The organism is Domibacillus antri (assembly GCF_001936625.1).
GTDB classification, from domain to species: domain Bacteria; phylum Bacillota; class Bacilli; order Bacillales; family Domibacillaceae; genus Domibacillus; species Domibacillus antri.
On sequence record NZ_MSDU01000003.1, the window covers coordinates 342,714 to 368,929 of the forward strand.

The following is a 26,216-nucleotide window of genomic DNA, read 5'->3' on the forward strand; positions in this document are numbered from 1 at the left end:
TTATTTCGACAAAACGCAAAAAAAACCTGCCGCTTCTTTAAAGCGGCGGGTTTTGGTGACATTTACGGCAGACCGGATAATAGGAATCATTGCCGCCAATTTGAATCTGCTCACCGGTGTAGACTGGTTTTCCGGCTTCATCCACACGAAGATTCATCGTTGCCTTCCGCTCACAAAACCAGCAGATCGTTTTCATTTCCTCTACTTTATCCGCATAAATCAGCATGTACTTACTGCCTTCAAACAATTCATTTTGAAAATCATTTTTCAAGCCAAATCCCATGACCGGAATGTTCAGTTCATCGACAATTTGAGCGAGCTGCAGTACATGTTCCTTTGTTAAAAACTGCACTTCATCCACTAAAATGCAGGATGGATCCGAATGATCACCGCGTACAGCTTCAAAGACATTTGTCTCTGTAAAAATGGGGTTTGCCTGGCGGCGCAGGCCAATTCTGCTTGAAATATAACCGACTTCATCGCGTGTATCGAGACCGGATGTAAAAAGAAGAACCGGTTTATTTTGTTCTTCATAATTATGGGCAACTTTTAAAATTTCAATTGATTTGCCGCTGTTCATTGCGCCATATTTAAAAAATAACTGGGCCATAATGGGTGGTCCTCCCTTTTTTGTACAAAAAAACAGGCAAGCAGTTTGCACTCCTTACCTGTCCTTGTCTATCATTATCTTGCTTGATCTTTAAGGCCATATTTTTTGTTGAAGCGATCCACACGTCCGCCTGCGTCAGCGAATTTCTGACGTCCAGTGTAGAATGGATGGCATTCAGAGCAAACCTCTACGCGAATTTCTTCTTTCACGGAACCAGTTTCGAACTCGTTGCCGCATGCACATTTAACTAGTGCTTTCTTGTAGTTAGGATGAATTCCTGCTTGCATGTCTTTTCTCTCCTTCCGCCCTGAGTCATTCCGAAACAGAGTTGTTATATGAATAAGCACAAGTTTTTTGTACTTTTCTTCAAATCACACAAAACATATTATAACAGGGTACTCCCTTTTTCGCAAATTATTTTCACAGCATTTTTTTTGAAGCGCCGGTCTTCTTCATTTCCGCCTGCAGCTGAGCGGTGAAATCCTCATTGCTCTTTGTCTGGCGGAGACGGCGAAGCACTTTCTCTGCAAGGTCCGGCGTATCCGACATCGTTTTACGGATCGCCCATACCATTTCAAGCTGTTCTTTGCCGATTAAAAGCTCTTCTTTCCGTGTGCCGGAGCGGCGGATATCGATTGCCGGGAAAATACGGCGTTCCGCAAGCGACCGGTCCAAATGAAGCTCCATGTTGCCCGTTCCTTTAAATTCCTCATAGATCACGTCATCCATACGGGAGCCTGTATCAACGAGCGCGGTGGCAAGAATCGTCAGGCTGCCGCCTTCTTCAATGTTCCGGGCAGCACCGAAAAAGCGCTTCGGGCGGTGAAATGCTGCCGGGTCAATACCGCCGGAAAGCGTTCGTCCACTTGGCGGAATGACAAGGTTGTAGGCGCGGGCAAGACGGGTAATCGAGTCCATTAAAATAATGACATCACGCTTATGTTCAACGAGGCGCATGGCGCGCTCCAGTACAAGCTCCGCTACTTTTATATGGTTTTCAGGCACTTCATCAAACGTGGAGCTGACGACTTCCGCCTGAACCGAACGCTCGATGTCGGTGACTTCTTCCGGGCGCTCGTCAATTAAAAGGACGATCAGTTCCGCATCCGGGTGATTTGCTGTAATGGAGTTGGCTATTTCTTTTAACAGCATCGTTTTCCCCGCTTTTGGCGGCGCCACAATCAGACCGCGCTGGCCAAAACCGACCGGCGAAACGAGATCCATAATACGCGTTGATAAATGCCTCGCTTCTGTTTCCAGCATAATCTGGCGATCGGGATAAAGCGGCGTCAAGGCCGGGAAATGGACACGTTCCTTCGCTGTTTCCGGGTCTTCGCCATTGACCGCTTCTACATGAAGCAGGCCGTAATATCGTTCATTTTCTTTCGGAGGACGCACTTTTCCGGATACTTTATCGCCGTTGCGCAAGTCAAAGCGGCGAATTTGCGATGCCGAAATATAAATGTCTTCCGAACTCGCAGAATAATTGATCGGGCGAAGGAAACCAAAGCCTTCCGATTGAATGATTTCAAGGACCCCTTCCATAAAGAAGAATCCTTGTTGTTCTGCACGCGCTTTTAAAATCGCAAAAATGAGCTCTTTTTTCGTTAGTTTGCTGTAATAGGAAATTTTATATGTTTTCGCAAGCTCATATAATTCTTTCAATTTTAAATTTTCAAGATGATTAATTGTTAATTCTTCCATTATGGCACCACGCTTTATTAGATTGATTTAGTAAAAGGAAGGGACGGCACGCCTCGTCCGTCTGTCTTGAAGCAATAGGTCAGTGGTTTTCAGATCAAACAAAACAGCGGAGAACCGGACCGGCTTCACCGCTGTTGGTCAAAGAAGAATATTCTTATGGCTTAATGACCAGATTTGGTTTTTTGTTTAAGCTATGACGGCCGTCAATGAAACGAACAGTGCCGGATTTCGCACGCATAACGACCGATTGTGTTTCCGCATATGTTCCTTTAAATTGGACACCGCGTAATAGTTCACCATCTGTTACGCCTGTTGCGGCAAAAATGGCATCATCACCGCGGACAAGGTCTTCCATGCGAAGCACTTTATCCACATCGAGCCCCATTTTTTTGCAGCGTTCCAGCTCTGCATCGCTTTGCGGTAACAGACGTCCTTGAATTTCGCCGCCAAGCGCTTTTAAAGCAACCGCTGAAATAACGCCTTCCGGTGCACCGCCAGAGCCGAATAAAATGTCCACGCCTGTCATATCGAATGCCGTGTTAATTGCACCTGCAACGTCACCATCATTAATAAGTTTAATGCGCGCTCCTGCTTCGCGCAGTTCCGCAATAATATGCTCATGACGTTCACGGTTCAAAATCGTGGCTACAACATCTTGAATATCTTTATTTTTCGCTCGTGCCACCGCTCTTAAATTGTCCGTTACTGAAGCATTAATATCGATTTGGCCGACTGCTTCCGGTCCGACAGCAATTTTATCCATGTACATGTCCGGTGCATTCAACAAGTTGCCGTCATCGGCTACCGCCAAAACAGCCAGTGCATTCCAGCCGCCCGCCGCAACGATGTTTGTACCTTCAAGCGGATCTACTGCCACATCAACCCGCGGACCGTAGCCAGTACCCAGCTTTTCCCCGATATACAGCATCGGGGCCTCATCCATTTCACCTTCACCGATGACAACCGTTCCTTTCATCGGAATTGTGTCAAACACATCACGCATGGCGGAAGTTGCTGCGCCGTCCGCTTCATCTTTTAAGCCCCGTCCCATCCAGCGCGCAGAAGCCTGTGCTGCTGCTTCTGTTACGCGAACGAGTTCCATCGATAAACTTCTCTCCATAGCTCTTTTTCCTCCCGTGTTACAAACAAATAGTAAATTTGTATAACTCATTATTTTATATATTGTAACACAATTAGCTCTTTTACCGAAAAAAACTTATGAGCTTTTTATCTCTTCAAATTCTTCTTCAGACATTTCTTCACGCCAAATATTTGCGCCCAGCGATGTCAGCTTTTCTGTTAAACGGCTGTAGCCGCGGTCAATATGTTCAAGCCCTGTTACTTCCGTTACACCATCGGCCATGAGCCCTGCCAGTACGAGTGCCGCTCCTGCCCGCAAATCACTCGCTTTTACTTTAGCTCCCTGCAGCGCGACCGGCCCGTTTACAATGGCTGAACGGCCTTCCGTTTTCACATTGGCACCCATGCGGCGCAGCTCGTCAATATGTTTGAAACGGGCTGGATAAATTGTATCGGTCACAATCGCAGAACCTTCCGCTTTCGTCAAAAGAGCGGTAAACGGCTGCTGCAAATCGGTCGGAAATCCCGGATAGACAAGTGTTTTAATATCTACTGTTTTGAGCGGTCCAGCTTTTCCGACAAAAATACGGTCCTCTCCAATTTCAATCGGCACGTTCATTTCACGGAGTTTCGCTGTTAATGATTCAAGATGGAGCGGAATGACGTTATCAATGACAACACCGCTTCCTGCCGCTGCGGCCATAATCATAAACGTTCCTGCTTCAATACGGTCCGGAATAATGGTGTGTCGGCAGCCATGCAGCTCTTCCACACCGTCAATTCGAATCACATCAGTCCCTGCACCTTTAATTTTGGCACCCATATTTGACAGCAATGTCGCCACATCAATAATTTCAGGCTCTTTGGCGGCATTTTCGATAATCGTCTGCCCTTTGGCACGGACAGCCGCAAGCATAATGTTAATTGTCGCACCGACGCTGACAACATCTAAATAAATGCGGGCGCCGCGCAGTTCAGCGGCACGCAAATAAATAGCACCCTGCTCATTCGTCACTTCCGCTCCGAGCGCTTCAAATCCTTTAATGTGCTGGTCAATCGGACGCGGGCCGAGATGACAGCCGCCCGGGAGACCGATAACCGCTTTATTAAAACGGCCAAGCATCGCGCCCATTAAATAATAAGACGCACGCAATTTTTTCACTTTCCCGTTCGGAAGAGGCATTGCCGTCATCTTTGTCGGGTCAATGGTCATTTCACCGTCTTCAAATGTCACACCGCCGCCTATTTCTTCGAGCAGTCCTTTTAACATGTGGATATCTGAAATATCCGGTAAGCCTTCAATCGTAATGGGCGACTCCGCTAAAATGGCAGCCGGCACAAGTGCGACGGCGCTGTTTTTCGCACCGTCCACTTTCACCGTGCCCTTGAGCCGGCGTCCCCCTTCAATTTTTAATTTTTCCATCTTGTACTCCCTTCTTTCAGCGTAAACGGAAAGCGGGAAAGCTTTCTTGGTAGTCCTAGTTTAACCTATATAAATTCGTCTCATGTACGATATTATTTCGCTTTGCGGTTTTCCCAATCAGCAAGGAATCCTTCAATTCCTTTATCCGTTAATGGATGTTTAAATAATTGCTGAAGCACTTTAAACGGAGTTGTTGAAATGTGTGCTCCTTTAAGTGCTGCTGCTGTCACGTGCTGCGGATGACGGATCGATGCGGCAATAATTTCTGTTTCAATACCGTGGATCGCAAAAATGTCGGCAATGGTTTCGATGAGTTCCAGTCCATCATGCCCGATATCATCAAGCCGGCCCAAGAACGGCGATACGTAAGTGGCACCTGCACGCGCTGCCATCAACGCCTGGTTCGCACTGAAAATAAGTGTTACATTCGTCTTAATACCTTCTTTTGCAAAGACCGCTACCGCTTTCAAGCCTTCTGGCGTCATCGGCACTTTAACTGTAATATTTGGTGCAATTTTCGCCAGTTCACGGCCTTCTTCAATCATGCCTTCCGCATCAAGAGCAATCACTTCCGCGCTGACAGAATCCGAAACAAGCTCTGTGATTTCACGAAGACGATCGTGGAAAGGGACTGTTTCTTTTGCTACGAGTGACGGGTTTGTTGTCACACCTGAAAGAATGCCCCAAGAGTGTGCTTCGCGGATTTCGTCCATGTTAGCTGTGTCGATAAAAAATTTCATTAAATATTCCCTCTTTTCAATTTATTAAGGATCAATGGCTTCATGCGCAGCGTCCTGTTCGATTATATACAACAACCGCCTATTTATTAAAAAAGGCGGTTATTGCGTCTCGTTCAATTATGGTGCTAAATTACGCTTTGCCTGAAGAACCGAATTCGCGCATTTTGCCTTTAACTGTTTCTTTAATGGCATCGCGTGCTGGTCCGAGGTATTTACGCGGATCATACTCTTCCGGTTTTGCAGCAAGTGTTTCGCGGACTGCTTTCGCAGAAGCGATTTGGTTTTCCGTGTTCACGTTAATTTTTGCTGTACCAAGAGAGATGGCTTTTTCGATATCTTTTGTCGGAATACCAGTACCACCGTGAAGGACTAGAGGTACACCTGTCAATTCCATTACTTCTTTCATGCGGTCGAAACCAAGGTTTGGTTCGCCTTTATACGGACCATGTACAGAACCAAGTGCAGGAGCGAAGCAATCAACGCCTGTTTCGCGGACAAGCTGATCGCACTCAGACGGGATTGCATACATTGCATCCGCATCGTCAACGATTAAATCATCTTCCTGGCCGCCGATACGGCCAAGTTCCGCTTCAACAGAAACACCGTGGAAATGAGCAAGCTCAACCACTTTTTTCGTCAACGCAATATTTTCTTCAAGCGGATGGTGGGAACCGTCGATCATGACAGATGTGAAACCTGCATGAATCGCTTTTGCACAGCTTTCGAAGCTTGAACCGTGATCAAGATGAATCGCAACAGGAACTGTTACGCCGTATTCGTCCATTAATTCTTTTACCATTGCGACAACTAATTTGAAGCCGCCCATATAACGTGCTGCCCCTTCAGATACACCCAGAATGACCGGTGATTTCTCTTCCTCAGCAGCCTGTAAAATCGCCTGTGTGAATTCAAGGTTATTCAAGTTGAATTGACCTACAGCGTACTTTTGTTCTTTCGCTGTGTTTAACATTTCTGTCATGGATACTAATGGCATTATTGTTTCCTCCTGTAAGGGAATTTGTTGCTTTATGTGAAAACCACATTTGTATCATATCAAATTCATCTTTTCATTACCAACAGAAAATACGTTATTCCTTTAATGGAGTAAATGATCCTTAACCGTTTTACGAATATCATCAATATCAAACGGTTTCGGAACATGCATGATCGCCCCGATATTTTTTGCTTCCTGGATCATATCCAGTTCACCATAAGCCGTCATAATAATGGCGCGGATATTCGGGTTATCCGCTTTCATGCGTTTTAAAATTTCAATCCCGTCCATGCCCGGAATTTTCATATCCAGCAGCACAAGATCAGGAATATGTTCCTTTGCTAATTTTACGGCTTCCGGTCCGCTCGCCGCCTGTAAAGTATTGTACCCTTCTTTTTTTAACACTTCATTCAATAAAATACGTATACCATATTGATCATCGACAATTAAAATGTTTGCTGCCACTTTTTTTCCCCCTATATTATATGCTTCCCGTTCTTCATTCCCTTTTATTGTTACATTCGCCGTTCTTTTTCAAATTCCTTCCTTCATTTTCTTACGCATACTATAATAAAGAATAAAAAGAGAAAGAGTGATCGTGTTGTCAAAAATGTTTATGACACAGTTGAGCGGATTGTTAAAAAGAATCAGTGAAAAAGAAGAATTTTCAATTGAGGATGCAGGACGTCTTCTTGCCCAGGCATTGATTAGCGAAGGGACTATATATATGAAGGGATTTGACGAGATGGCCGCTATTGAAATGGAAGCCATCAATGGAGCAGAAACATTGGGACGCGTTCAGAGTTGGTCACCTTCTGCCCGGTTAACGGAAGCGGATCGCGTATTGATTGCCTCCCGCTTTTCAGACCATGATGGAGCGATGGAGCTGGCAAAAACATTAGCGGCTGCAGGCATCCCCTTCGCAGCAATTTCTTCCAAACGAGACGAGGGCGGCATTGAGGAGCTGGCGGATGCCTTTATCGATATGCGATTAACAAAAGGCCTTTTACCAGATGATGAAGGCGGGCGAACGGGGTTCCCATCATCCATCACCGGCTTATTTGCCTACTTTTTATTAAAAATGACGATTGAAGAAATTGTACGCGAATATAAATGAAGAAAAGAGCTGTCTCTTAGATCTGAGACAGCTCTTTTCTTCTTTTTATTTATGATTTTCGATCGAAGCCTGCACAAATTGCTTAAATAGCGGCTGCGGGCGTGTCGGGCGTGATGTGAATTCCGGATGGAACTGCGCTGCCACAAACCATGGATGGTCGGCAAGCTCCACGATTTCCACAAGACGGCCATCCGGACTTGTGCCGGAGAAAATAAATCCTTTTTTCTCCATTTGTTCGCGGAATTCATTGTTAAATTCATAACGGTGACGGTGACGCTCGTATACGATTTCTTCATTATACGCTTCGCGGGCACGCGTCCCTTCTTTTAATTTACATGCATACAAACCAAGGCGAAGTGTTCCGCCCAGATCTTCAATGTCTTTTTGTTCAGGCAGCAGGTCGATAATCGGGTATGGGGTATCCGGAACGATTTCCGCCGAATGCGCACCATCCAGGTTCAATACGTTGCGGGCATACTCAATAGATGCCAGCTGCATGCCAAGGCAAATACCGAAAAACGGCACATTATTTTCACGGGCATATTTAATCGCTGCAAGCTTCCCGTCGATACCGCGGTCGCCAAACCCGCCCGGTACAAGAATACCGGCTGCGTCTTTCAAACGCTCTGCCGCATTTTCTTCTGAAAGTTCGGCTGAGTTCACCCAATCAATTTCCACATCTGTATCGAACTGATAACCGGCATGTTTCAATGACTCGGCAACGGAAATATAAGCATCCTGCAGTTCCACATATTTACCGACAAGCGCAATACGCGTTTTGTTCGGCAAATTACGGACTTTCTCAACGAGCGCATTCCATTCCGTCATATCCGCGTCATGGCATTGTATTTTCAATAGACGGCACACAAGGTCGTCCATTTTTTGCTTTTGAAGCATGATCGGAACCGCATAAAGTGTATCCGCATCTGTTGCTTCGATAACGGCTTCTTTCGCAATATCACAGAATAACGCAAGCTTATCTTTCATATCCTGAGAAATCGGCATTTCGGTGCGGACCACAATAATATTTGGCTGAATGCCGAGGCTGCGCAATTCTTTTACGCTATGCTGTGTCGGCTTCGTTTTCATTTCGCCGGCTGCTTTTAAATAAGGGATAAGCGTACAGTGAATGTATAGAACATTATCCTGACCGACATCACTTTTAATTTGACGGATCGCCTCAAGGAATGGAAGTGACTCGATATCGCCAACCGTGCCGCCGATTTCCGTAATAACGACATCTGCACCGGACTCTTTGCCGGCGCGGAAGACGCGCTCTTTAATTTCATTCGTAATGTGCGGGATGACCTGCACCGTGCCGCCCAAATATTCGCCGCGGCGCTCTTTTCGGAGGACGGTTGAATACACTTTACCCGTTGTAATATTGCTTAGTTTCGTTAAGTTAATATCGATAAAACGCTCATAGTGCCCAAGGTCCAGATCCGTTTCTGCACCATCATCTGTAACGAATACTTCACCGTGCTGATACGGGCTCATTGTACCCGGGTCCACGTTAATGTACGGATCAAACTTTTGAATAAATACTTTTAAGCCGCGGTTCTTTAGAAGACGGCCGAGTGATGCAGCGGTAATTCCTTTTCCAAGTGATGAAACAACCCCGCCTGTTACGAAAATATATTTCGTCAAAGTGAAAATCCTCCTTCGATGCTTCTTTTTCTCCATAAAGTGAAACTTCAAACAGCGGGGATAAAACAACCCCGCTGGTTGTTAGTTGATCAAATCGGACCTTTAGGGGCAGTTGACCCCTGCTTAAAGCTGCAGTATGCAGTATATTGCCACGTTTTGAGATGGGGGTTTTACTGCCCCTTAGGTGAGGGAAATACAAAAAACGCCCCGCTTACTTCTCAGTAAGAGGAGCGTCATCGACTAAATTTAATCGTCTCGTAAAAGAGCCCAAATAAAATACTACAATTCGACGATCAAATAGTCAAGCGAAGATTATTGGTTATTTATCGCCGAGATCGTACTCGTCTTCAGCGCCTTCTTCTTCCTCAAAATCGTCATCTTCAATGTCGTCATCCAATTCCACATCGAGATCATCTTCAAGATCGTCATCCAAATCGTCTTCGTCCACATCAATATCATCTTCAATGTCGTCGAAATCTTCTTCCTCGAAAACATCCAGATCATCTTCGTCTTCAATGATTTCTTCTTCAAAATCTTCTTCCACGGCTTTTTTCGTCTTTTTCTTGCGTGTCTTCACAGCAGCCGTGGTCGTTTCTTCTTCAAGCTTCTCAACCGGATACCATGCACGCAGCCCCCAGCGGTTTTCACCTAAAGGCAAAAAACTTCCGTCAATGTTCAAATCCGTATAAAATTGAACCATACGTGATTTTACTTCGTCATCTGAAATTTCAAGGTATTTTTGAATTTGTGAAAGCATTTCTTTAAACGAAACCGGCTTCCGCTTATCAGCAAGAATTAGATGCGCCAGCTCAAGGAATGACATTTCTTTTAATTGTTCTGTGGAATATTGTTGCAAACTCACCATCCGCACTTCCCTTCTCTATTAGCACGCCCTCAAAAGAGCAAAACGTTTTTAGCATATTCTCCATTATAAACAAAAAATATGGCTGTATGCCATATTTATGTGATGATTTCTGCTTTTTTTCCAGTAGATGAGGCTGAATGGTCTATTTGGGGCGTGCTTTTCTGTTTGATCGTCCGTCCGCGGTATTCCCGATATGCTTTATAGAAGAAAAAAATGGAGATGAGAAGGAATGGAACTGCTCCAAATTGTTTTAAATAAAACCAGTAAGAAATAATGGCAACAACCACAATCGCAGCATATTGCATGACACGCTTCACACCTTCACGTCCTTCCATTCGACTTTTTCTTTCATTTTACTTCTTTAATGTATTATGTATATATCATTATTGTAAATGATTTTATAAATATTCCCTTATTTTTTGAAAATAATCGCTATCCGAAAAAAAAAGAAACTTTCGTCGGACATTTCTCTTTTTGTACCGATTTTATGAAAGTTTGCTTTCTTCTAGACGTTCCCAAAAAAATGCATCCAGCCCGCTCTATCCTTAGAGCAGGCTCTTTGCTTCTAAATGTGATGAAATTCCAATTTATGTGGCCATTTTCCACTACTCTCTTCGTCTGTATCCATTCACACCGGAAAAGAACAAATCGGTCTGCAAAGCAATGTATTCATCAAGTGTGAATGATTTTTGCAGTATCCAGCGGCGGAACCCCCACATTTGTCCCTGCACAAACAAATTTTGTGCCATTAAATGGACCTGTTCCTTGTTCATATTGAGCACACCGCGGTCGACACATCGCTGAATGAGTGTTTCAAATACTTCCGCCATTTCCGTTTCTTTTTTCAGTACGTAAGGAAGCGCTTCTTTTGAAAGAGATTTTGCTTCCTGATACATGACCAGCACTTCATCCTGCATTTCATCCATGACGTGGAAATAATAACTGATGCCCAATTTTAAATTTTCAAGTGTTCCCTGCTCAAGGTCGATTTGCTGCAAGCGGGCTTTTACCTGATCATAAATACTGTCGCACACAAGATAAAGAACATCTTCCTTCGTCCGGATGTATTCATATAATGTGCCGATACTGAAACCGGACGCTTTGGCAATCTCGCGTGTTGTCGTCCGGTGAAATCCTTTTTGTTTAAATAACTGAACGGCTCCGCGAATCATCTCCGAGCGCCGTTTTTCAATGAGCTGGACATCTTTCACAGATGCGTATACTTGCCGTTTTCGATCTGTCATTGTTTCGAACCACCTTACTTTGTCAGCATGCGGGAAATAACGAGCCGCTGGATTTCCTGCGTTCCTTCATAAATCTGCGTTATTTTCGCATCACGCATAAACCGTTCGACCGGATAGTCTTTCGTATAGCCGTACCCGCCGAAAATCTGCACCGCTTCTGTTGTCACCTTCATCGCCGTATCACCTGCCATCAGTTTCGACATCGCTGACGCTTTTCCGTACGGCAGCCCTTCTGATTCGAGCCATGCCGCCTGATACGTCAAGAGCCTTGATGCTTCTATCGCCGTTGCCATATCAGCTAACTTAAAAGAAATTCCTTGATTAGCTGCAATCGGCTTGCCGAATTGATGCCGCTCTTTTGCATATTCAATTGATGCATCAAGTGCCCCCTGCGCAATGCCGACTGCCTGTGCCGCAATCCCGTTCCGTCCGCCATCAAGCGTCATCATTGCCACTTTAAAGCCGCTGCCGATTTCACCGAGAATATTTTCTGCCGGCACACGGCACTGATCAAAAATAATTTCAGTTGTCGGTGATGAGCGAATGCCAAGCTTTTTTTCTTTTTTGCCGGCTGAAAAACCGTCAAACTCTTTTTCGACAATAAAGGCGGTCACTCCTTCCTCCATTAAGGCAAACACAATGTAAATATCGGCAATACCGCCATTTGTAATGAAAATTTTCGAGCCGTTGAGTATGTAATCATCGCCATCTTTACGGGCTGTCGTTTTCATTCCGCCCGCGTCTGAGCCTGAACCTGGTTCGGTCAATCCGTACGCGCCGATTTTTTCTCCCTGAGCCATCGGTTTTAAATACTTTTGCTTCTGCTCTTCTGTACCGAATGTGTAAACGGGCCACCCGGCAAGCGATGTGTGGGCAGACAATGTGACGCCCGTTGACGCACACACACGGGACAATTCTTCAACAGCAATGCAATAAGCAAGATAATCACTGCCGATTCCGCCATATTCTTCCGGCCACGGGATGCCTGTTAAGCCGAGCTCCGCCATTTTCCAGAAGATCTCTATATCAAACCGCTCTTCCTCATCGCGCTCTGCAGCTGTAGGCGCGACTTCCTTCCGGGCGAAATCACGGACCATCTTGCGGATCATGTCATGTTCTTCTGTTAATGTAAAGTTCATTTTCCATTCCCCCTCAGCAAATGCTTGCCAATGACAATGCGTTGAATTTCCGATGTTCCCTCGTAAATTTGCGTCACTTTTGCGTCGCGGAAATACCGTTCGGCCGGATAGTCTTTCGTATAACCATATCCACCGAAAATTTGCACGCACTCAATGGCCGTGTCAACGGCTGTCTGCGATGCAAATAATTTAGCCATTGACGCTTCTTTGCCGCATGGCAGCCCTTTTGAACGAAGATCCGCCGCTCTGTAAACGAGTAGACGCGCCGCTTCAACGGCCGTTGCCATATCCGCGATTTTAAAGGCAACTCCTTGCTGCGCGGCAATCGGTTTCCCAAACTGATGACGTTCCTTTGCATATTTCACCGCAGACTCATAAGCCGCTTCCGCTATGCCAAGTGCCTGTGCCGCGATCCCAATCCGCCCCCCATCGAGATTGGCCATCGCGATTTTAAATCCTTCCCCTTCTTCACCGAGCAGGCTTTCAGCCGGTACCTTCATATCCTCAAATGTCAGCTGTACCGTATTTGACCCGTGCAAGCCCATTTTTTGTTCTTCCTTGCCGATGACAAGCCCCGGTGCGTCTTTTTCCACGATAAATGCGGAAATCCCGCGGTCTGTTTTGGCAAAAACAATATACGTATCTGCCGCGCCGCCGTTCGTAATAAACGCTTTGGAGCCGTTTATAACGTAATCACCGCCTTTTTTAACAGCGGTCGTTTTCAGCGATGCCGCATCTGAACCGGACGACGGCTCAGTTAAACAAAAGGCGCCGAGCCATTCGCCAGATGCGAGCTTCGGCACATATTTTTCCTTTTGAGCGGCCGTCCCAAAATAGAGAATCGGATTCGTGCCGACTGATGTGTGCACGGATAATATAACACCGGCCGCTGCACTTACTTTTGACAGCTCATGAATCGCAATCACGTACGATGTATGATCCATTTCACTGCCGCCATATTGAGCCGGAACGGTCACGCCCATCAGCCCGATTGACGCCATTTTTTTCAGAAGCTCATGCGGGAATTCTCCCGCTTCCATTTTTTCCACAAAGGGCGCCGCTTCTTTTTCGGCAAAGCCACGCACCATCTTCCTCATCATTTCCTGCTCATCAGTCAGCCGAAATTCCATCCGAATCGCCTCCGTTTATTCGTACGTGTAGAATCCGCGCCCTGCTTTTTTACCGACCCAGCCGGCTTTTACATATTTCCGGAGCAGCGGACACGGCCGATATTTATCGTCACCAAACCCTTCATGTAAAATTTCCATAATGGATAAACACGTATCGAGTCCGATAAAATCAGCGAGCTCAATCGGCCCCATCGGATGATTCATCCCAAGCTTCATCACATCATCAATTGCTTCCTTTGTTGCAACCCCTTCATAAAGCGTATAAATTGCTTCATTAATCATAGGCATCAAAATACGGTTTGACACAAATCCCGGAAAATCATTTACTTCCACCGGGATTTTCCCGAGCATCTTCGTCAAGTCTTCAATTTTCTTGTACACATCATCTGCCGTCGCCAGACCGCGTATAATCTCCACCAGCTTCATCACCGGCACCGGATTCATAAAATGCATCCCAATCACGTTCTCCGGGCGGTCCGTCGCTGCCGCAATTTCCGTAATCGGCAAAGACGACGTATTCGATGCCAGAATTGTATGGTCAGGCGTAATTTCATCCAGCTGCGCAAAAATGTCACGTTTAACGTCCATGTTCTCCACAACCGCTTCAATGACAATATCCACTCCACCAGCATCATGAAGGTCCATTGACGGAATCAGCCGCTCAAGTACAGCTGATTTTTCGCTTTCAGTCATCCGATTTTTTTCTACCTGGCGGGTCAAATTTTTAGCAATTGCGTGAAGTCCCCGGTCAATCCGATCTTTCTCCAGATCATGCAGCAGCACATCAAAGCCCGCCTGTGCGCAAACCTGCGCGATTCCAGACCCCATCTGTCCCGCTCCGATCACCATAATTTTTTTCAGTTTCATCCTTCACCCTCCAGCTTCCTGCAGTTTTTTTAGTTGATACCATTTTAAATGGGTAAAACGGGAAGCTTGAAAATCCGCTCCCCGCTTGCTTATGCACTTACCTCTTCTTTTATGCCGTAAATGGATTTTTCAAGCAGCTCTGCGACGTCATACGTGGCAACTTTCTCTTCCACTTCCTTCGCTTTCGTTCCGTCCGACAGCATTGTTAGGCAAAATGGACAGCCTGAGCTGATGACAGACGGGTTGACATCCAGTGCCTGCTCGGTGCGGGCGACGTTCACACGGTGGCCTGTGTCCTCTTCCATCCACATCAGCCCGCCGCCGGCACCGCAGCACATGCCGGTTTCGCGTCGTCTGGCCATTTCCACAAGCTTCACACCCGGTATCGACTTCAAAATTTCCCTTGGCGGATCATATACCTCATTGTAGCGGCCGAGGTAGCATGAGTCGTGGAACGTAATCGTTTCTTCCACGGCATGCCGCGGTTTTAACCGGCCTTCTTTTACGAGCGCATCCAGCAGTTCTGTATGGTGGTAGACATCTGCTGTAAAACCAAAATCCGGATATTCATTTTTAAAAATATTGTATGCATGCGGGTCGATTGTCACGATTTTTTTTACATTATTCTTCTCCAATTCAGCAATGTTCGCTGCCGCCAGCTCCTGAAATAAAAATTCATTGCCGAGACGGCGTGGTGTATCTCCTGAATTTTTTTCTTTGTTGCCAAGAATGGCAAAAGATACACCAGCTTCATTGAGCAATTTCGCAAATGACAGCGCTATCTTTTGGCTGCGGCTGTCAAACGCGCCCATGGAACCGACCCAGAATAAATACTCCGGTTCTTCTCCGGCTTTTTGCGCTTCTTTCATCGTCGGAATGTGAACATCATCGCGCAGCTCGCGCCATTTTTCTTTATCTTTTCTGTTCAATCCCCATGGATTGCCCTGACGCTCGATGTTTTGCATAGCACGCTGGGCATCTGGGTTCATTTTTCCTTCTGTCAGCACAAGGTAACGGCGCATGTCGATAATTTTATCGACGTGCTCATTCATGACTGGACACTGATCTTCACAGTTGCGGCACGTCGTACATGCCCAGATCTCTTCTTCCGTGATCACGTCACCGATCATCGCCGGGCTGTACGGTTCAATGCCTTTGGCGATTTTATTCCCTTGCGTATCCGCAAAGGCGAACGCCGGAACCCACGGCTGCTTGGACGTAACCGCAGCACCGGTAAACGTGAGATGATCACGCAGCTTGACGATCAAATCCATCGGCGACAGCATTTTGCCTGTGCCGGTGGCCGGACACATATTGGTACAGCGGCCGCATTCCACACAGGCATAAAAATCGATCATCTGTGCCTGTGTAAAGTCCTCTATTTTTCCTGCCCCGAAAGATTCCTGTGTTTCATCTTCAAAATCAATTTTCCGGAGAGTGCCTGCTTTATTTAACCGGTGGAAATACGTATTCACCGGGCCGGCAATTAAATGCGCATGCTTCGACTGCGGCACGTACACAAGGAACGTAAGCAGCACAAATAAGTGAATCCACCACATAACGTAAAATAAAGCGATGACCATTTGCTGCGGGAGGCCGGCGAATAAAACCGCAACGGATGAAGCGGCCGGCTCCATCCATGTGAAATGGACATTGTCTTCATGCCAGATGAGGTCCATCCCATTTCCTACGAGTACCGATACCATTAACGATCCGATAAAAATCAGTACAAGCCCGCTTTTCCAGCCGCGTTTCAGCCGGACAAGCTTTTCAATGTAGCGTCGGTAAAACGCCCAGACGACCGCGACAAGAATCATGAGTGTAACAATTTCCTGGAAAAACTTGAATCCCCCGTACAGCGGTCCCAGCGGCAAACGCGCGCCCGGTACGATCCCCTTGATGATAAAATCAACCGCTCCGAGCTGCACAAGAATAAAGCCGTAAAAAAACATCACGTGAATCGCGCCGCTCTTTTTATCTTTTAGTAATTTTTTCTGTCCAAAGACATTGACCATTATATTTTGGATGCGTTCGTCTTTGCGCCGGTCAAACTCTTCTTTTTTGCCGAGCTGAATAAATTCGTAGCGCGTTTTCAGCAAATAAACAAATAACCACACCGCGTAAGCGATTACAAAAATGGCGGCGATTAAATTGAGCCAAAGCAAACCAGTCATATCCGCGCACTTCCTTCCCCATAAAAAATACCCCTTTGATTACTCTTATCCTAATATATGAATGAGCATTCAGTCAACCGTCTTTTGATGAAATTTTTTGATTTCTTTCCTCATTTACATGGAAAACTGCGGGATATTTATTTAAGCAGCACGCTCCTAGTTCCCATTTTATTTTTAAAAAGCTGCCAGGTTCGCGCCTGGCAGCTTCTCTTCATTACATTTTTTCCGGTGCGGATACACCGATTAAGGCAAGCGCATTTTTCAATGTGATCTGCACAGATTTCACAAGTGCAAGACGTGCTTGTGACAGTTCTTCATTGTCTTTATCCACGACTTTTTCTGCTCCATAAAAGCTGTGGAACGCTGCAGCAAGGTCCTGCACATAGTTCGTGATACGATGTGGAATGCGCTTCTCAGCGGCTTCTGCGACAACCTGCGGGAAATCACCGACTTTTTTCAGCAGATCGATTTCTTTTTCCGCCGTCAAGAGAGCGGCTTTCGCATCAGCGGACACATTAAGACCTTGGTCAGCCGCCTGGCGCAAAATGCTCGAAATGCGGGCGTGCGCGTACTGCGCGTAGTAAACCGGGTTTTCATTCGACTGGGAAACAGCCAGATCCAGATCAAAATCAAGATGCGTATCGCCGCTGCGCATGGCAAAAAAATAACGGACGGCATCTAAGCCGACTTCTTCTACCAGCTCACGCATCGTGACAGCTTTTCCTGTCCGCTTGCTCATCTTCATCTTCTCGCCGTCTTTGTACAGCTGTACCATTTGAATAATCTCTACTTCAAGGCGGTCACGGTCAATGCCAAGTGCTTCAACGGCTGCTTTCATACGCGGGATGTAGCCGTGGTGATCAGCACCCCAAATGTTAATGACTTTTTCAAAGCCTCTTTCAAATTTGTCTTTATGGTACGCAATATCCGGTGTTAAATATGTGTATGAACCGTCCTGTTTGCGAAGAACACGGTTTTTATCGTCACCGAACGTTGTGGAACGGAACCAGACCGCGCCTTCTTCTTCATACACGTGTCCATTTTGGCAGAGCGCCTCAAGCGCTTCATCGATTTTGCCGTTTTCGTATAATGATGTTTCAGAGAACCATACATCGAATTTGACGCGGAAATCAGCGAGGTCGCGCTGTAATTTTGCCAGCTCCAGCTTTAAACCGTGTTCACGGAACGCTTTGTAGCGGTCTTCTTCTGACATTTGGGCGAACTTGTCGCCGTATTTGTCGGCCAGCTCTTTGCCGATGCCGATAATGTCTTTGCCGTGGTAGCCGTCTTCCGGCATCTCTTTCTCTTGACCGAGCGCTTGGAAATAGCGTGCTTCAACGGACAGAGCAAGGTTATGAATCTGATTGCCGGCGTCGTTAATATAGTATTCGCGTGTAACATCATAGCCTGCTTTAGTCAGGACGTTGCACAAAGAGTCGCCGACTGACGCACCGCGGGCATGACCGAGATGAAGATCGCCAGTCGGGTTAGCGGATACGAATTCGACCTGAATTTTTTGATTGTTACCGGCGTTTGATTCGCCATATGCATCCCCTGCTTCAAGAACAGCCGGAACAAGATTCGTTAAGTAGCTGTTGTTCATGTAAAAGTTGATAAAGCCCGGGCCCGCAATATCAATTTTTTCAATCGAGCCTTTGGACAGGTCGATATTGGCTTGAATGGCTTCCGCAATTTGACGCGGTGCTTTTTTTGCCACGCGGGCAAGCTGCATCGCCATATTGGTTGAATAGTCGCCGTGCGCTTTTTCTTTCGGTGTTTCTAAAATGACCGCCGGAATTTCGTTTTCGGCGGCGAGTCCCGCTTTCAGCACAGCTGCTTTAATTTCTTCTTTCAGCTGCGCCTGCATTTGTTCTGCAATGTTCACAATTGTTCCTCCAGTTCGTAATGAATGTTCATCGTATACGTGCCGACCGGGTCACCTTGCATAAGCAGCCGGTATGTCAGCTGCGCCTGTCCAGTGCCTTTGTCGTTCGTTTTGTGTTTGAAAGCTGTCGTATCCGTTGTCACGAGCAGTGTGCCATACTGACTTTCGTAGGAGCCGTTCAGCTGCTGCCCTTGTTCAAAAATCATTCGCATCTTCAGCGCCCCGCTCCGTAAAATAAGCGCATTTTCCTCAGCCAGTTTTACGATTGTATGGACGACACCTTCTTCCTGCACTTCGTCGTATTTTAAAAATGTTGAGCCGTCTTTTTTAAAAAGCCTCCCGAACAACGACAGTTCAAAAGTCTCGTTTTCCCCTTCGTGCGCCACATCCGTCTTCACCCGGATTTTCACCGGCATCCGCTCATCTGCCACGCCGAATCACTTCCTTTGTCAATGTGTGTTTATTTTATCACAGAAACGACGAAGGCTGAAATCTTGTTTTTTCGTGAGTATTTCGCTTTGAACGTGACCAAAATCCGCTTTCCGTGACCATTCAGCTTTGTTCGTGACGAAATGTTCCCTTTGGCGCACAAAAAAAGCGCCCGGCTTAAAGCCGGACACGCTTTTAAAAGAAACCAAGCAGCATTTCGCGAATTAACTTGGACGCTGTATTCGCCGTTTGTTCAGAGTTATCGTAAATGGGTGCAACTTCAACGAGATCGGCGCCGATCACGTTGACATCAGAACCGGCAATGGCATGTATCGAGGCAAGCAGTTCTTTCGACGTGATCCCCCCGCAGTCAACCGTTCCAGTACCTGGTGCGTGTGCCGGATCCAAAACATCGATATCAATTGTCACATATACCGGACGGCCGGCAAGTGTCGGCAATATTTCTTTCAGCGGCTCCAGCACTTCAAATTTTGAAATGTGCATGCCGTTTTCTTTCGCCCATTCGAATTCTTCTTTCATGCCGGAGCGGATACCGAATGAATATACATTTGACGGACCGATATGCTCGGCGATTTTTCGGATCGGCGTTGAGTGGGACAAGGGCTCCCCTTCATATTCCATACGCAAGTCCGTATGCGCATCAAAATGAATGATGGCAAGATCTTTGTATTTTTTCGCGGCGGCTTTCATAACCGGCCATGACACAAGATGCTCGCCGCCCATGCCAAGCGGTTTTTTACCTGCCTCAAGCAGCCCTTCAATGTATTCTTCAATGATATCGAGGCTGCGCTGCGCGTTTCCGAACGGAAGCGGAATATCACCGGCGTCAAAATAAGCAACTTCATGCAATTCCCGGTCTAAATACGCACTGTATTCTTCAAGACCGATCGATACTTCCCGAATGCGTGCCGGGCCGAAACGGGAACCGGGACGGTAGCTGACCGTCCAATCCATCGGCATGCCATACAACACGACATCGCTGTCTTCATAAGACGTCTGCGTGCCGATAAATACATTTCCTGAGTACGCTTCGTCAAATCTCATAATTATGTCAAATCCTGCACGAATTTTGGTAAAGCGAAGCACGCCTTATGCAGGTCCTTCGTGTAATATTTCGTTTCGATTTCGTGGAAACGGCTGTCTTCCACCGCCAGTGGATCATATTTTTTCGAACCGATCGTGAAGCACCATAAACCGCTCGGATAGGTTGGGATGTTTGCTGTGTATAGGCGTGTAATCGGGAAAATTTCTTTTACATCCGCCTGCACTTGACGAATCAAGTCCGCTTTAAACCAAGGGTTGTCACATTGCGCCACGAAAATACCGTCTTCTTTCAACGCTTTTGAAATACCGGCATAAAAGCCTTTTGTGAATAAGTTTACGGCAGGTCCTACCGGCTCCGTCGAGTCAACCATAATCACGTCATATTCGTTTTCAGACTCAGCAATGTGCATGAAACCATCGCCCACTTTTACTTCCACGCGAGGATTTTCCAATTCGCCGGCAATTTCAGGCAAGTATTTTTTCGAGTATTCAATGACTTTTCCATCGATTTCAGCCAGAGTCGCTTTTTTCACAGAAGGATGTTTCAGCACTTCACGGATGACACCGCCGTCACCGCCGCCGACAACAAGCACATTTTCCGGATTCGGATGTGTGAAAAGCGGCACGTGCGCCACCATTTCATGATAAACGAACTCATCGCGCTGGCTTGTCATGACCATGCCGTCCAAAAACAGCATATTGCCCCATTCTTCTGTTTCCGCCATTTCTAAATATTGAAAATCGGTTTGTTCTGTATGCAAAGTACGTTTCACTTTCATCGTGATGCCGTAATTGTCTGTCTGCTTTTCGGTATACCATAATTCACTCATGATTTTAATCCTCCCTTTCAAGACTTACCGAAAAAGTATAGAACAATTTGACGAAAAATCATAGTAATTTTGTGCAAAGACGTTTAAAAAAGGGGAATTGTTTTCATACTGAAGATCATAACGAAAAAGGAGGCCGCATTGTATGAAAAAATGGATCAAGTGGATCGGTGCTATTATAGTTCTGCTTATCGGCGCAGCAGCGTTGCTTTTATATGCACTGTACAGCGCCGGACCGCCGGACACAACCGTATCCCGCTCGACCATTTTTTATGCGGCTGACGGAACGAAAACAGCGGAAACACATGCCGGCGAAAAGCGTTACTGGGTAAAGCTCGACCATATTTCTCCCCATGTAACGGATGCGGTTATCGCGATTGAGGACAAAAAGTTTTACCGCCATGCCGGTTTTGATCTTAAGCGGATTGCCGGTGCAGCCATTGCCGATGTGAAAGCGATGGCGAAAGTGCAGGGAGCGAGCACGATTACCCAGCAATATGCGCGGAATGTCTTTTTAACGAATGATAAAACCTGGCAGCGAAAATTAAAAGAAGCGTGGTATGCGGCGCGGCTCGAACTTTTTTATACGAAAGATGAAATTTTAGAGGGATATTTAAATACGGTTTATTTTGGGCATGGCGCCTACGGAATTGAAGCTGCATCCCGCTTTTATTTTAATAAATCAGCAGACGCCTTAACCCTTTCAGAAGCAGCTCTTTTAGCCGGTATACCGAAAGGCCCTTCCATTTATTCACCTCTTGCTTCACGTGAAAAATCGGAAGAGCGGCGCCGGCTTATTTTGTCGGAAATGGATTTGCCGGCGAATGATTATAAGGAAGCGGACGCAGACATTCCTGACATTACCGGTTCCTATGCTGAAAATAAAATAAAAGCGCCTTACTTTATTGATGCGGTGCGGGCGGAACTTGAATCACTCGGGTTTCGCGAGCAGAGCGGGCTAAAAGTATATACAACGCTGAATCCGGAACATCAAAAGGCGGCGGACGCAGCCATTGCCAACGGGATTGCTCCGAACGCCGGCATCGAAGCCGCTCTCGTATCCATTGATCCGTCCAATCATTTTGTTACCGCATTAACCGGCGGACGCGATTACAGTGTCAGTCCCTTTAACCGTGCCGTTCAGGCAATCCGCCAGCCTGGATCGCTTATGAAGCCGTTTTTGTATTACGCGGCACTTGAAAACGGCTTTACACCGGTGACGATGCGGAAAAGTGAACCGACAACATTCAACGACACGTACACACCGAAAAATTTCAACAGCCAGTACGCGGAACGCAATGTAACGATGGCCGAAGCGCTCGCCGTATCAGATAATATTTATGCCGTGAAAACAAATATGCTGCTTGGACCGGAGACGCTCGCACAAACCGCGAAACAGTTTGGGGTGACCTCAAAGCTTGAGGCTGTTCCGTCTCTCGCACTCGGAACGTCCGGTGTTTCCGTTCTGGAAGTGGCAAATGCATATAAGGTTATTTCAGCAGGCGGTCTGTATGCGAAGCCGGTATTCATTACAAAAGTGGAAAGTTCGGATGGAGCAGTGCTGTATCGATATAAGGAGCGGACGGAGCAGCGATTTGATGAGAAAAAAATCGCTGTATTGACACACATGATGATGGGGATGTTCGACGGATCGATGAGCGACTATGCGACGCCTACGGGGGCATCCATGTCTAATAAGTTATCGCGGACATATGCAGGGAAATCAGGTTCAACACCCTTTGATTACTGGATGGCCGGCTTCAGTCCATCCGCTGTATCCGTTGTATGGACCGGCTATGATGATGGATCAGAAATTACCAAAACAGAAGACCGGTCACGGGCGAAAGTCATTTGGGCGGACTACATGGAAACCATCCATAAAGGAAAAAAACCGACCTTTTTTGAGCAGCCCGATGGTGTGACAGCGGCGGCCATCGATTTAAAAAGCGGCAAGCTTGCATCCAGTGACTGTCCGGACGGGCATACCATTCTCTTTGAAAAAGGGACAGAACCGGTTGAATCCTGTCCTCCAGCGGCCGATCAAGAAGAGGATATCGTCTTTCCGGAACTTCCCGATTGGTTTCGATGACATGCAAAAGCCCGGGGGTGCTGTCCCCGGGCTTTTGCATGTCCTAGCTTATGCATTTTATGCATTACTTTCAGTTTACTTTTTTTCATGAAGTCCGGCAACAGAAGAAAACCGAAATCCGAAACGTTCACTTTTCCGACACATTCTTACCCGAATTTATCCGGCCGTTAAACCGTCTTTCAGCTCATCGGATGACCGTTCCCACATTTCTTTGTTATGCGCCACAAGAAAATCACGCAATATTTTTTTTGAAGGATCGTCCATATGTGACACAATAATATGTCTCTTCAATGATTTGTCCATCCGGTTTACATGCTCCGGCAGCGACTTATAACCGCGGCGGATGTCGCGGTTGACGGTCATTTCACACGCTGTTACCCCCGCGTAATATGGTCCTGATTCGTTCCGGTCCACCGTTACCCAGACGAGCCAGTACGGTTTCGCTCCTGCTGCCTCGTCTTTATTCGGCAAAAATTTAATCCCTTTTTCTATGGCACTGCGCGCATGCATCGCGCCGATGTCAATGTGAGCCGATCCGTCTTCCACGTCGACGATAACCGGTGACACGTTCTCTAAACTGAGCGCACCTTTTCCAAATCCTTTATGACCATCTGTCGGATCATTTTTAATAATATTGAAGCCGACTTTCTTTTTTTGTTCCATTCACTGATCCTCCTCTATTTTATTAAAATATACTGAAAATCGATTGAAAACCGGCCCTGACAGCACCGGTCATAACAGATAAAAATGGATGTATAGTGTAATTTCCAAGCGGCGTAATGACTAAAACTAAAAACAGCAGCACCCCGTACTGTTCATATTGTGTCATTTTCACGCGCGCTTGCGGCGGTGCCAGATCCTCTATAATGCGGTAGCCATCAAGCGGCGGAAATGGGAGCAAGTTAAATACAAACAGCAATACATTCAGCCACACCATCATGTTCAACAGCTGGACAGCGAACGGCGGCGCACTGCCGATCATAAAAAATAAAATCCCGAACGCGATAAATGCGATGATAAAGTTGCTGAGCGGACCGGCCAGCGAAACAAGTACGCCGGCAAGCTTCGGATTTGCAAAATTCCGCCTGTTCACCGGCACAGGACGTGCCCATCCAAATCCTGCCAAAAGAATGAATATCGTGCCGATCGGATCAAGATGCTGAATGGGATTGAGTGTCAATCTGCCTTGTTCTTTCGCCGTATCATCGCCCAGTTTATATGCTGTATACGCATGCGCAAATTCATGCACTGTAAAAGCGACAAGCAGGGAAATAATCACAAACGGCATTTGTTCAAGTGGAAAGGCTAAAAAGTTTAATGAGAAATTTTCCAAAAAGCCATTCTCCTTCATTTTTAATAGTCGTTTTCATAATTATGTAACAAGTTGAAAAAGATCAAATCTATGATGCACACAATGTCATTTACGGTAAATTTCTAAGATGTTTCTAATTTTCCGTTTCAAGGTCCGGTTTGATGATTCATCCCTCAGCACATCTACCGGAAAATACAGTTTATGATCCGTACGCCGTTTTCCGGAAATCGCATCAACAATTTCAGAACGTCTGGATAACTCCTGCAGCGTCTCGTTTTTCATTAATAAATAGATCGGCTGCCGCTCGGACTCGATACCCGGCCGGTAAAAGTCATATGGCAAATCGGATGATGAATCATGAACGAGATAATAGTCCGGGTCTATCCCCGCTTTGCGGAACAATTCTTCCAACTCTGCATACTTCTGCTTCTCTTCCGCAGGATCAAATTCTACATATTTGAATAAATTCCGATCCATAAACCGGCTGCATAAATCACGCAAAATGGCATCCTCTTCATCTTGCCACACTTGAAAATAATACATGACAACCGATTCATCGAGCTTCAAGTAGTCTGAAAGGGTACAGTTTCCTTTAAAAAGGGAATGGAAGTGAACCGGATGATGCGCAAACGTATAGCCTTCTTCATACAGCACTTTTGCACGGTGCAGCGTTTTAGACAAAAGCACTTCAGCGCTGCGCGTCACCGGATGAAAATAAACTTGCCAGTACATTTGATAGCGGCTCATAATGTAATCCTCGACCGCATGCATCCCGCTCTGCTTAAATACAGCCTGCTCCTCGCGCGGCCGGATAACCCGCAGGATGCGCTCCATATCAAAATGACCATAGCTGACACCGGTAAAATAGGCATCCCGCTGTAAATAATCCATCCGATCCGCATCTATCTGGCTTGATATTAAGCTGACAACGAGTTTATTTTTATAGGTTTTATTAATAACAGCCGCCACTTTTTCCGGAAAATCAGCACCCACTTTTAACAATACACGATGAATCTCCGTATCTCCGAGTACAATGCGTTCCGTATAGATCTCGTGATCCAATCCAAATACCTTTTCAAACGAATGGGAGAATGGACCGTGGCCGACATCGTGCAGTAGCGCCGCGCACAAGCTTAAGAGACGTTCATCTGAATTCCACTCCGGCCGGCCGCGAAACACATCATCAACTATACGGCGTACAATTTCATACACGCCAAGGGAGTGATTAAAGCGGCTGTGCTCTGCCCCGTGAAACGTAAAATACGTCGTTCCGAGCTGGCGGATCCGGCGCAGCCGTTGAAACTCTTTCGTGCCGATTAAATCCCAGATAACCGCATCACGCACATGCACATACCGGTGAACCGGATCTTTGAACACTTTTTCTTCCTTCAACTTCTGCTTCGCGTAGCTCATGACCTACCTCCCGCCAGTCCTTATTTTTGTCCATTATAACGGAAAAACATATCTTTATGGGAAAATTCGCACTCCAATGCGCATATACTGTTTCATAATATAAAAAATCACCTGTTCCAAAAGAAAAGGTGATGGTGTTTATAATTTTAATTTTTTAACGATTTTTTCCATAAGCTCGTCTTCTGTGAGCGCGGCAACCGGTCGATTGTTCACAAAAGCAAATGTCTTTTTACGGCCTGGCCCGCAGTATGATTGACATTTAATATCAATTATTGCTTCCGGGTCAAGTTTTTCGAGCTTTGGAATCAATGTTTTAAGTTCAACTGCCTGACAATCATCGCAAACGCGAAATTCATTTGCCATTTAAAACATTCCTTTCCATCAATATAAATCAAAGGCGAAGAGCCCGGCATCAGCCGCCACGCCTTTGCGGCCCGCATCGTGCAGGCTTCATCACGGTAT

Annotated in this window: 26 protein-coding genes; 2 read left to right on the forward strand and 24 right to left on the reverse strand. The window is 46.3% G+C overall.

Going from position 1 to position 26,216, the window contains the following annotated elements; genetic code table 11:
• Positions 1-37 precede the first annotated feature (37 nt).
• From BTO30_RS01870 to BTO30_RS01905, 8 genes are all read right to left on the reverse strand, one after another.
• A complete protein-coding gene (locus tag BTO30_RS01870) occupies positions 38-610 on the reverse strand; it encodes a thymidine kinase (RefSeq protein WP_075396999.1) in 573 nt (190 codons plus the stop codon).
• 74 nt (positions 611-684) lie between these two features.
• On the reverse strand, positions 685-897 hold the full coding sequence (rpmE, locus tag BTO30_RS01875; protein WP_075397000.1) for a 50S ribosomal protein L31: 213 nt from the start codon (positions 895-897) through the stop codon (positions 685-687).
• Positions 898-1,030: 133 nt separating this feature from the next.
• Positions 1,031-2,314 (reverse strand): transcription termination factor Rho, encoded by a 1,284-nt coding sequence (gene rho / locus BTO30_RS01880; RefSeq protein ID WP_075397001.1) that lies wholly within the window; start codon positions 2,312-2,314, stop codon positions 1,031-1,033.
• 154 nt (positions 2,315-2,468) lie between these two features.
• Positions 2,469-3,434, reverse strand: coding sequence for a class II fructose-bisphosphatase (gene glpX / locus BTO30_RS01885; RefSeq protein WP_075397002.1), 966 nt, complete (start codon positions 3,432-3,434; stop codon positions 2,469-2,471).
• Positions 3,435-3,530: 96 nt separating this feature from the next.
• A complete protein-coding gene (locus BTO30_RS01890) occupies positions 3,531-4,817 on the reverse strand; it encodes a UDP-N-acetylglucosamine 1-carboxyvinyltransferase (protein ID WP_075397003.1) in 1,287 nt (428 codons plus the stop codon).
• Positions 4,818-4,909: 92 nt separating this feature from the next.
• Complete coding sequence (gene fsa, locus BTO30_RS01895; RefSeq protein WP_075397004.1) at positions 4,910-5,557, reverse strand: fructose-6-phosphate aldolase; 648 nt, start codon at positions 5,555-5,557, stop codon at positions 4,910-4,912.
• A 130-nt stretch (positions 5,558-5,687) separates the two neighbouring features.
• Entirely contained in the window at positions 5,688-6,551 is an 864-nt protein-coding gene (locus BTO30_RS01900) for a class II fructose-bisphosphate aldolase (RefSeq protein ID WP_075397005.1), read from the reverse strand.
• A gap of 102 nt (positions 6,552-6,653) precedes the next feature.
• The gene (locus tag BTO30_RS01905) at positions 6,654-7,016 is read right to left on the reverse strand and encodes a response regulator (RefSeq protein ID WP_075397006.1); all 363 of its coding nucleotides are present in this window, start codon (positions 7,014-7,016) and stop codon (positions 6,654-6,656) included.
• A gap of 145 nt (positions 7,017-7,161) precedes the next feature.
• Here BTO30_RS01905 and BTO30_RS01910 point away from each other — a divergent pair, with 145 nt between their 5' ends.
• Entirely contained in the window at positions 7,162-7,668 is a 507-nt protein-coding gene (locus BTO30_RS01910) for a DUF2529 family protein (RefSeq protein WP_211272810.1), read from the forward strand.
• A gap of 45 nt (positions 7,669-7,713) precedes the next feature.
• Here the strand turns inward: BTO30_RS01910 and BTO30_RS01915 are convergent, their stop codons facing one another.
• The 12 genes from BTO30_RS01915 to speE form a co-directional block, all read right to left on the reverse strand.
• A complete protein-coding gene (locus BTO30_RS01915) occupies positions 7,714-9,315 on the reverse strand; it encodes a CTP synthase (RefSeq protein ID WP_075397008.1) in 1,602 nt (533 codons plus the stop codon).
• Positions 9,316-9,634: 319 nt separating this feature from the next.
• Entirely contained in the window at positions 9,635-10,180 is a 546-nt protein-coding gene (rpoE, locus tag BTO30_RS01920; RefSeq protein WP_083632247.1) for a DNA-directed RNA polymerase subunit delta, read from the reverse strand.
• A gap of 95 nt (positions 10,181-10,275) precedes the next feature.
• Positions 10,276-10,515, reverse strand: coding sequence for a hypothetical protein (locus tag BTO30_RS01925; protein ID WP_075397009.1), 240 nt, complete (start codon positions 10,513-10,515; stop codon positions 10,276-10,278).
• Between the two features lie 270 nt (positions 10,516-10,785).
• The gene (locus BTO30_RS01930; RefSeq protein ID WP_075397010.1) at positions 10,786-11,424 is read right to left on the reverse strand and encodes a TetR/AcrR family transcriptional regulator; all 639 of its coding nucleotides are present in this window, start codon (positions 11,422-11,424) and stop codon (positions 10,786-10,788) included.
• 14 nt (positions 11,425-11,438) lie between these two features.
• The gene (locus BTO30_RS01935; RefSeq protein ID WP_075397011.1) at positions 11,439-12,563 is read right to left on the reverse strand and encodes an acyl-CoA dehydrogenase; all 1,125 of its coding nucleotides are present in this window, start codon (positions 12,561-12,563) and stop codon (positions 11,439-11,441) included.
• A complete protein-coding gene (locus BTO30_RS01940) occupies positions 12,560-13,693 on the reverse strand; it encodes an acyl-CoA dehydrogenase (protein WP_075397012.1) in 1,134 nt (377 codons plus the stop codon). Before BTO30_RS01940 ends, BTO30_RS01935 begins: the two co-directional genes overlap by 4 nt.
• Positions 13,694-13,708: 15 nt before the next feature.
• Positions 13,709-14,560, reverse strand: coding sequence for a 3-hydroxybutyryl-CoA dehydrogenase (locus BTO30_RS01945; protein ID WP_075397013.1), 852 nt, complete (start codon positions 14,558-14,560; stop codon positions 13,709-13,711).
• A gap of 89 nt (positions 14,561-14,649) precedes the next feature.
• The gene (locus BTO30_RS01950; RefSeq protein ID WP_075397014.1) at positions 14,650-16,734 is read right to left on the reverse strand and encodes a (Fe-S)-binding protein; all 2,085 of its coding nucleotides are present in this window, start codon (positions 16,732-16,734) and stop codon (positions 14,650-14,652) included.
• A gap of 214 nt (positions 16,735-16,948) precedes the next feature.
• Positions 16,949-18,619 carry an arginine--tRNA ligase gene (gene argS, locus BTO30_RS01955; RefSeq protein ID WP_075397015.1) on the reverse strand — a complete coding sequence of 557 codons (1,671 nt, stop codon included), beginning with the start codon at positions 18,617-18,619 and terminating at the stop codon, positions 16,949-16,951.
• On the reverse strand, positions 18,616-19,050 hold the full coding sequence (locus BTO30_RS01960) for a YwiB family protein (protein WP_245796285.1): 435 nt from the start codon (positions 19,048-19,050) through the stop codon (positions 18,616-18,618). Before BTO30_RS01960 ends, argS begins: the two co-directional genes overlap by 4 nt.
• 193 nt (positions 19,051-19,243) lie before the next feature.
• Entirely contained in the window at positions 19,244-20,113 is an 870-nt protein-coding gene (speB, locus tag BTO30_RS01965; protein ID WP_075397016.1) for an agmatinase, read from the reverse strand.
• A 2-nt stretch (positions 20,114-20,115) separates the two neighbouring features.
• Positions 20,116-20,943 carry a polyamine aminopropyltransferase gene (gene speE / locus BTO30_RS01970; protein ID WP_075397017.1) on the reverse strand — a complete coding sequence of 276 codons (828 nt, stop codon included), beginning with the start codon at positions 20,941-20,943 and terminating at the stop codon, positions 20,116-20,118.
• A gap of 142 nt (positions 20,944-21,085) precedes the next feature.
• Here speE and BTO30_RS01975 point away from each other — a divergent pair, with 142 nt between their 5' ends.
• Positions 21,086-23,029 (forward strand): transglycosylase domain-containing protein, encoded by a 1,944-nt coding sequence (locus BTO30_RS01975; protein WP_075397018.1) that lies wholly within the window; start codon positions 21,086-21,088, stop codon positions 23,027-23,029.
• Positions 23,030-23,185: 156 nt separating this feature from the next.
• On the opposite strand, the gene BTO30_RS01980 is transcribed toward BTO30_RS01975, so the two are convergent.
• From BTO30_RS01980 to BTO30_RS01995, 4 genes are all read right to left on the reverse strand, one after another.
• Entirely contained in the window at positions 23,186-23,692 is a 507-nt protein-coding gene (locus BTO30_RS01980) for a YwhD family protein (protein WP_075397019.1), read from the reverse strand.
• A gap of 22 nt (positions 23,693-23,714) precedes the next feature.
• Positions 23,715-24,317, reverse strand: coding sequence for a site-2 protease family protein (locus BTO30_RS01985; protein WP_245796295.1), 603 nt, complete (start codon positions 24,315-24,317; stop codon positions 23,715-23,717).
• Between the two features lie 129 nt (positions 24,318-24,446).
• Positions 24,447-25,754: an HD domain-containing protein gene (locus BTO30_RS01990; RefSeq protein ID WP_075397021.1), complete on the reverse strand. Its 1,308-nt coding sequence runs from the start codon at positions 25,752-25,754 to the stop codon at positions 24,447-24,449.
• Between the two features lie 138 nt (positions 25,755-25,892).
• Complete coding sequence (locus BTO30_RS01995; protein WP_075397022.1) at positions 25,893-26,117, reverse strand: YuzB family protein; 225 nt, start codon at positions 26,115-26,117, stop codon at positions 25,893-25,895.
• Positions 26,118-26,216 lie beyond the last annotated feature (99 nt).

Excerpts from the sequence above, each read along its gene's own strand:
- BTO30_RS01870 (WP_075396999.1), bottom strand. The coding sequence starts at position 610 with ATGGCCCAGTTATTTTTTAAATATGGCGCAATGAACAGCGGCAAATCA.
- rpmE (WP_075397000.1), bottom strand. The coding sequence starts at position 897 with ATGCAAGCAGGAATTCATCCTAACTACAAGAAAGCACTAGTTAAATGT.
- rho (WP_075397001.1), bottom strand. The coding sequence starts at position 2,314 with ATGGAAGAATTAACAATTAATCATCTTGAAAATTTAAAATTGAAAGAA.
- glpX (WP_075397002.1), bottom strand. The coding sequence starts at position 3,434 with ATGGAGAGAAGTTTATCGATGGAACTCGTTCGCGTAACAGAAGCAGCA.
- BTO30_RS01890 (WP_075397003.1), bottom strand. The coding sequence starts at position 4,817 with ATGGAAAAATTAAAAATTGAAGGGGGACGCCGGCTCAAGGGCACGGTG.
- fsa (WP_075397004.1), bottom strand. The coding sequence starts at position 5,557 with ATGAAATTTTTTATCGACACAGCTAACATGGACGAAATCCGCGAAGCA.
- BTO30_RS01900 (WP_075397005.1), bottom strand. The coding sequence starts at position 6,551 with ATGCCATTAGTATCCATGACAGAAATGTTAAACACAGCGAAAGAACAA.
- BTO30_RS01910 (WP_211272810.1), top strand. The coding sequence starts at position 7,162 with ATGTTTATGACACAGTTGAGCGGATTGTTAAAAAGAATCAGTGAAAAA.
- rpoE (WP_083632247.1), bottom strand. The coding sequence starts at position 10,180 with ATGGTGAGTTTGCAACAATATTCCACAGAACAATTAAAAGAAATGTCA.
- BTO30_RS01925 (WP_075397009.1), bottom strand. The coding sequence starts at position 10,515 with ATGGAAGGACGTGAAGGTGTGAAGCGTGTCATGCAATATGCTGCGATT.
- BTO30_RS01930 (WP_075397010.1), bottom strand. The coding sequence starts at position 11,424 with ATGACAGATCGAAAACGGCAAGTATACGCATCTGTGAAAGATGTCCAG.
- BTO30_RS01935 (WP_075397011.1), bottom strand. The coding sequence starts at position 12,563 with ATGAACTTTACATTAACAGAAGAACATGACATGATCCGCAAGATGGTC.
- BTO30_RS01940 (WP_075397012.1), bottom strand. The coding sequence starts at position 13,693 with ATGGAATTTCGGCTGACTGATGAGCAGGAAATGATGAGGAAGATGGTG.
- BTO30_RS01945 (WP_075397013.1), bottom strand. The coding sequence starts at position 14,560 with ATGAAACTGAAAAAAATTATGGTGATCGGAGCGGGACAGATGGGGTCT.
- BTO30_RS01950 (WP_075397014.1), bottom strand. The coding sequence starts at position 16,734 with ATGACTGGTTTGCTTTGGCTCAATTTAATCGCCGCCATTTTTGTAATC.
- speB (WP_075397016.1), bottom strand. The coding sequence starts at position 20,113 with ATGAGATTTGACGAAGCGTACTCAGGAAATGTATTTATCGGCACGCAG.
- speE (WP_075397017.1), bottom strand. The coding sequence starts at position 20,943 with ATGAGTGAATTATGGTATACCGAAAAGCAGACAGACAATTACGGCATC.
- BTO30_RS01975 (WP_075397018.1), top strand. The coding sequence starts at position 21,086 with ATGAAAAAATGGATCAAGTGGATCGGTGCTATTATAGTTCTGCTTATC.
- BTO30_RS01980 (WP_075397019.1), bottom strand. The coding sequence starts at position 23,692 with ATGGAACAAAAAAAGAAAGTCGGCTTCAATATTATTAAAAATGATCCG.
- BTO30_RS01985 (WP_245796295.1), bottom strand. The coding sequence starts at position 24,317 with ATGCCGTTTGTGATTATTTCCCTGCTTGTCGCTTTTACAGTGCATGAA.
- BTO30_RS01990 (WP_075397021.1), bottom strand. The coding sequence starts at position 25,754 with ATGAGCTACGCGAAGCAGAAGTTGAAGGAAGAAAAAGTGTTCAAAGAT.
- BTO30_RS01995 (WP_075397022.1), bottom strand. The coding sequence starts at position 26,117 with ATGGCAAATGAATTTCGCGTTTGCGATGATTGTCAGGCAGTTGAACTT.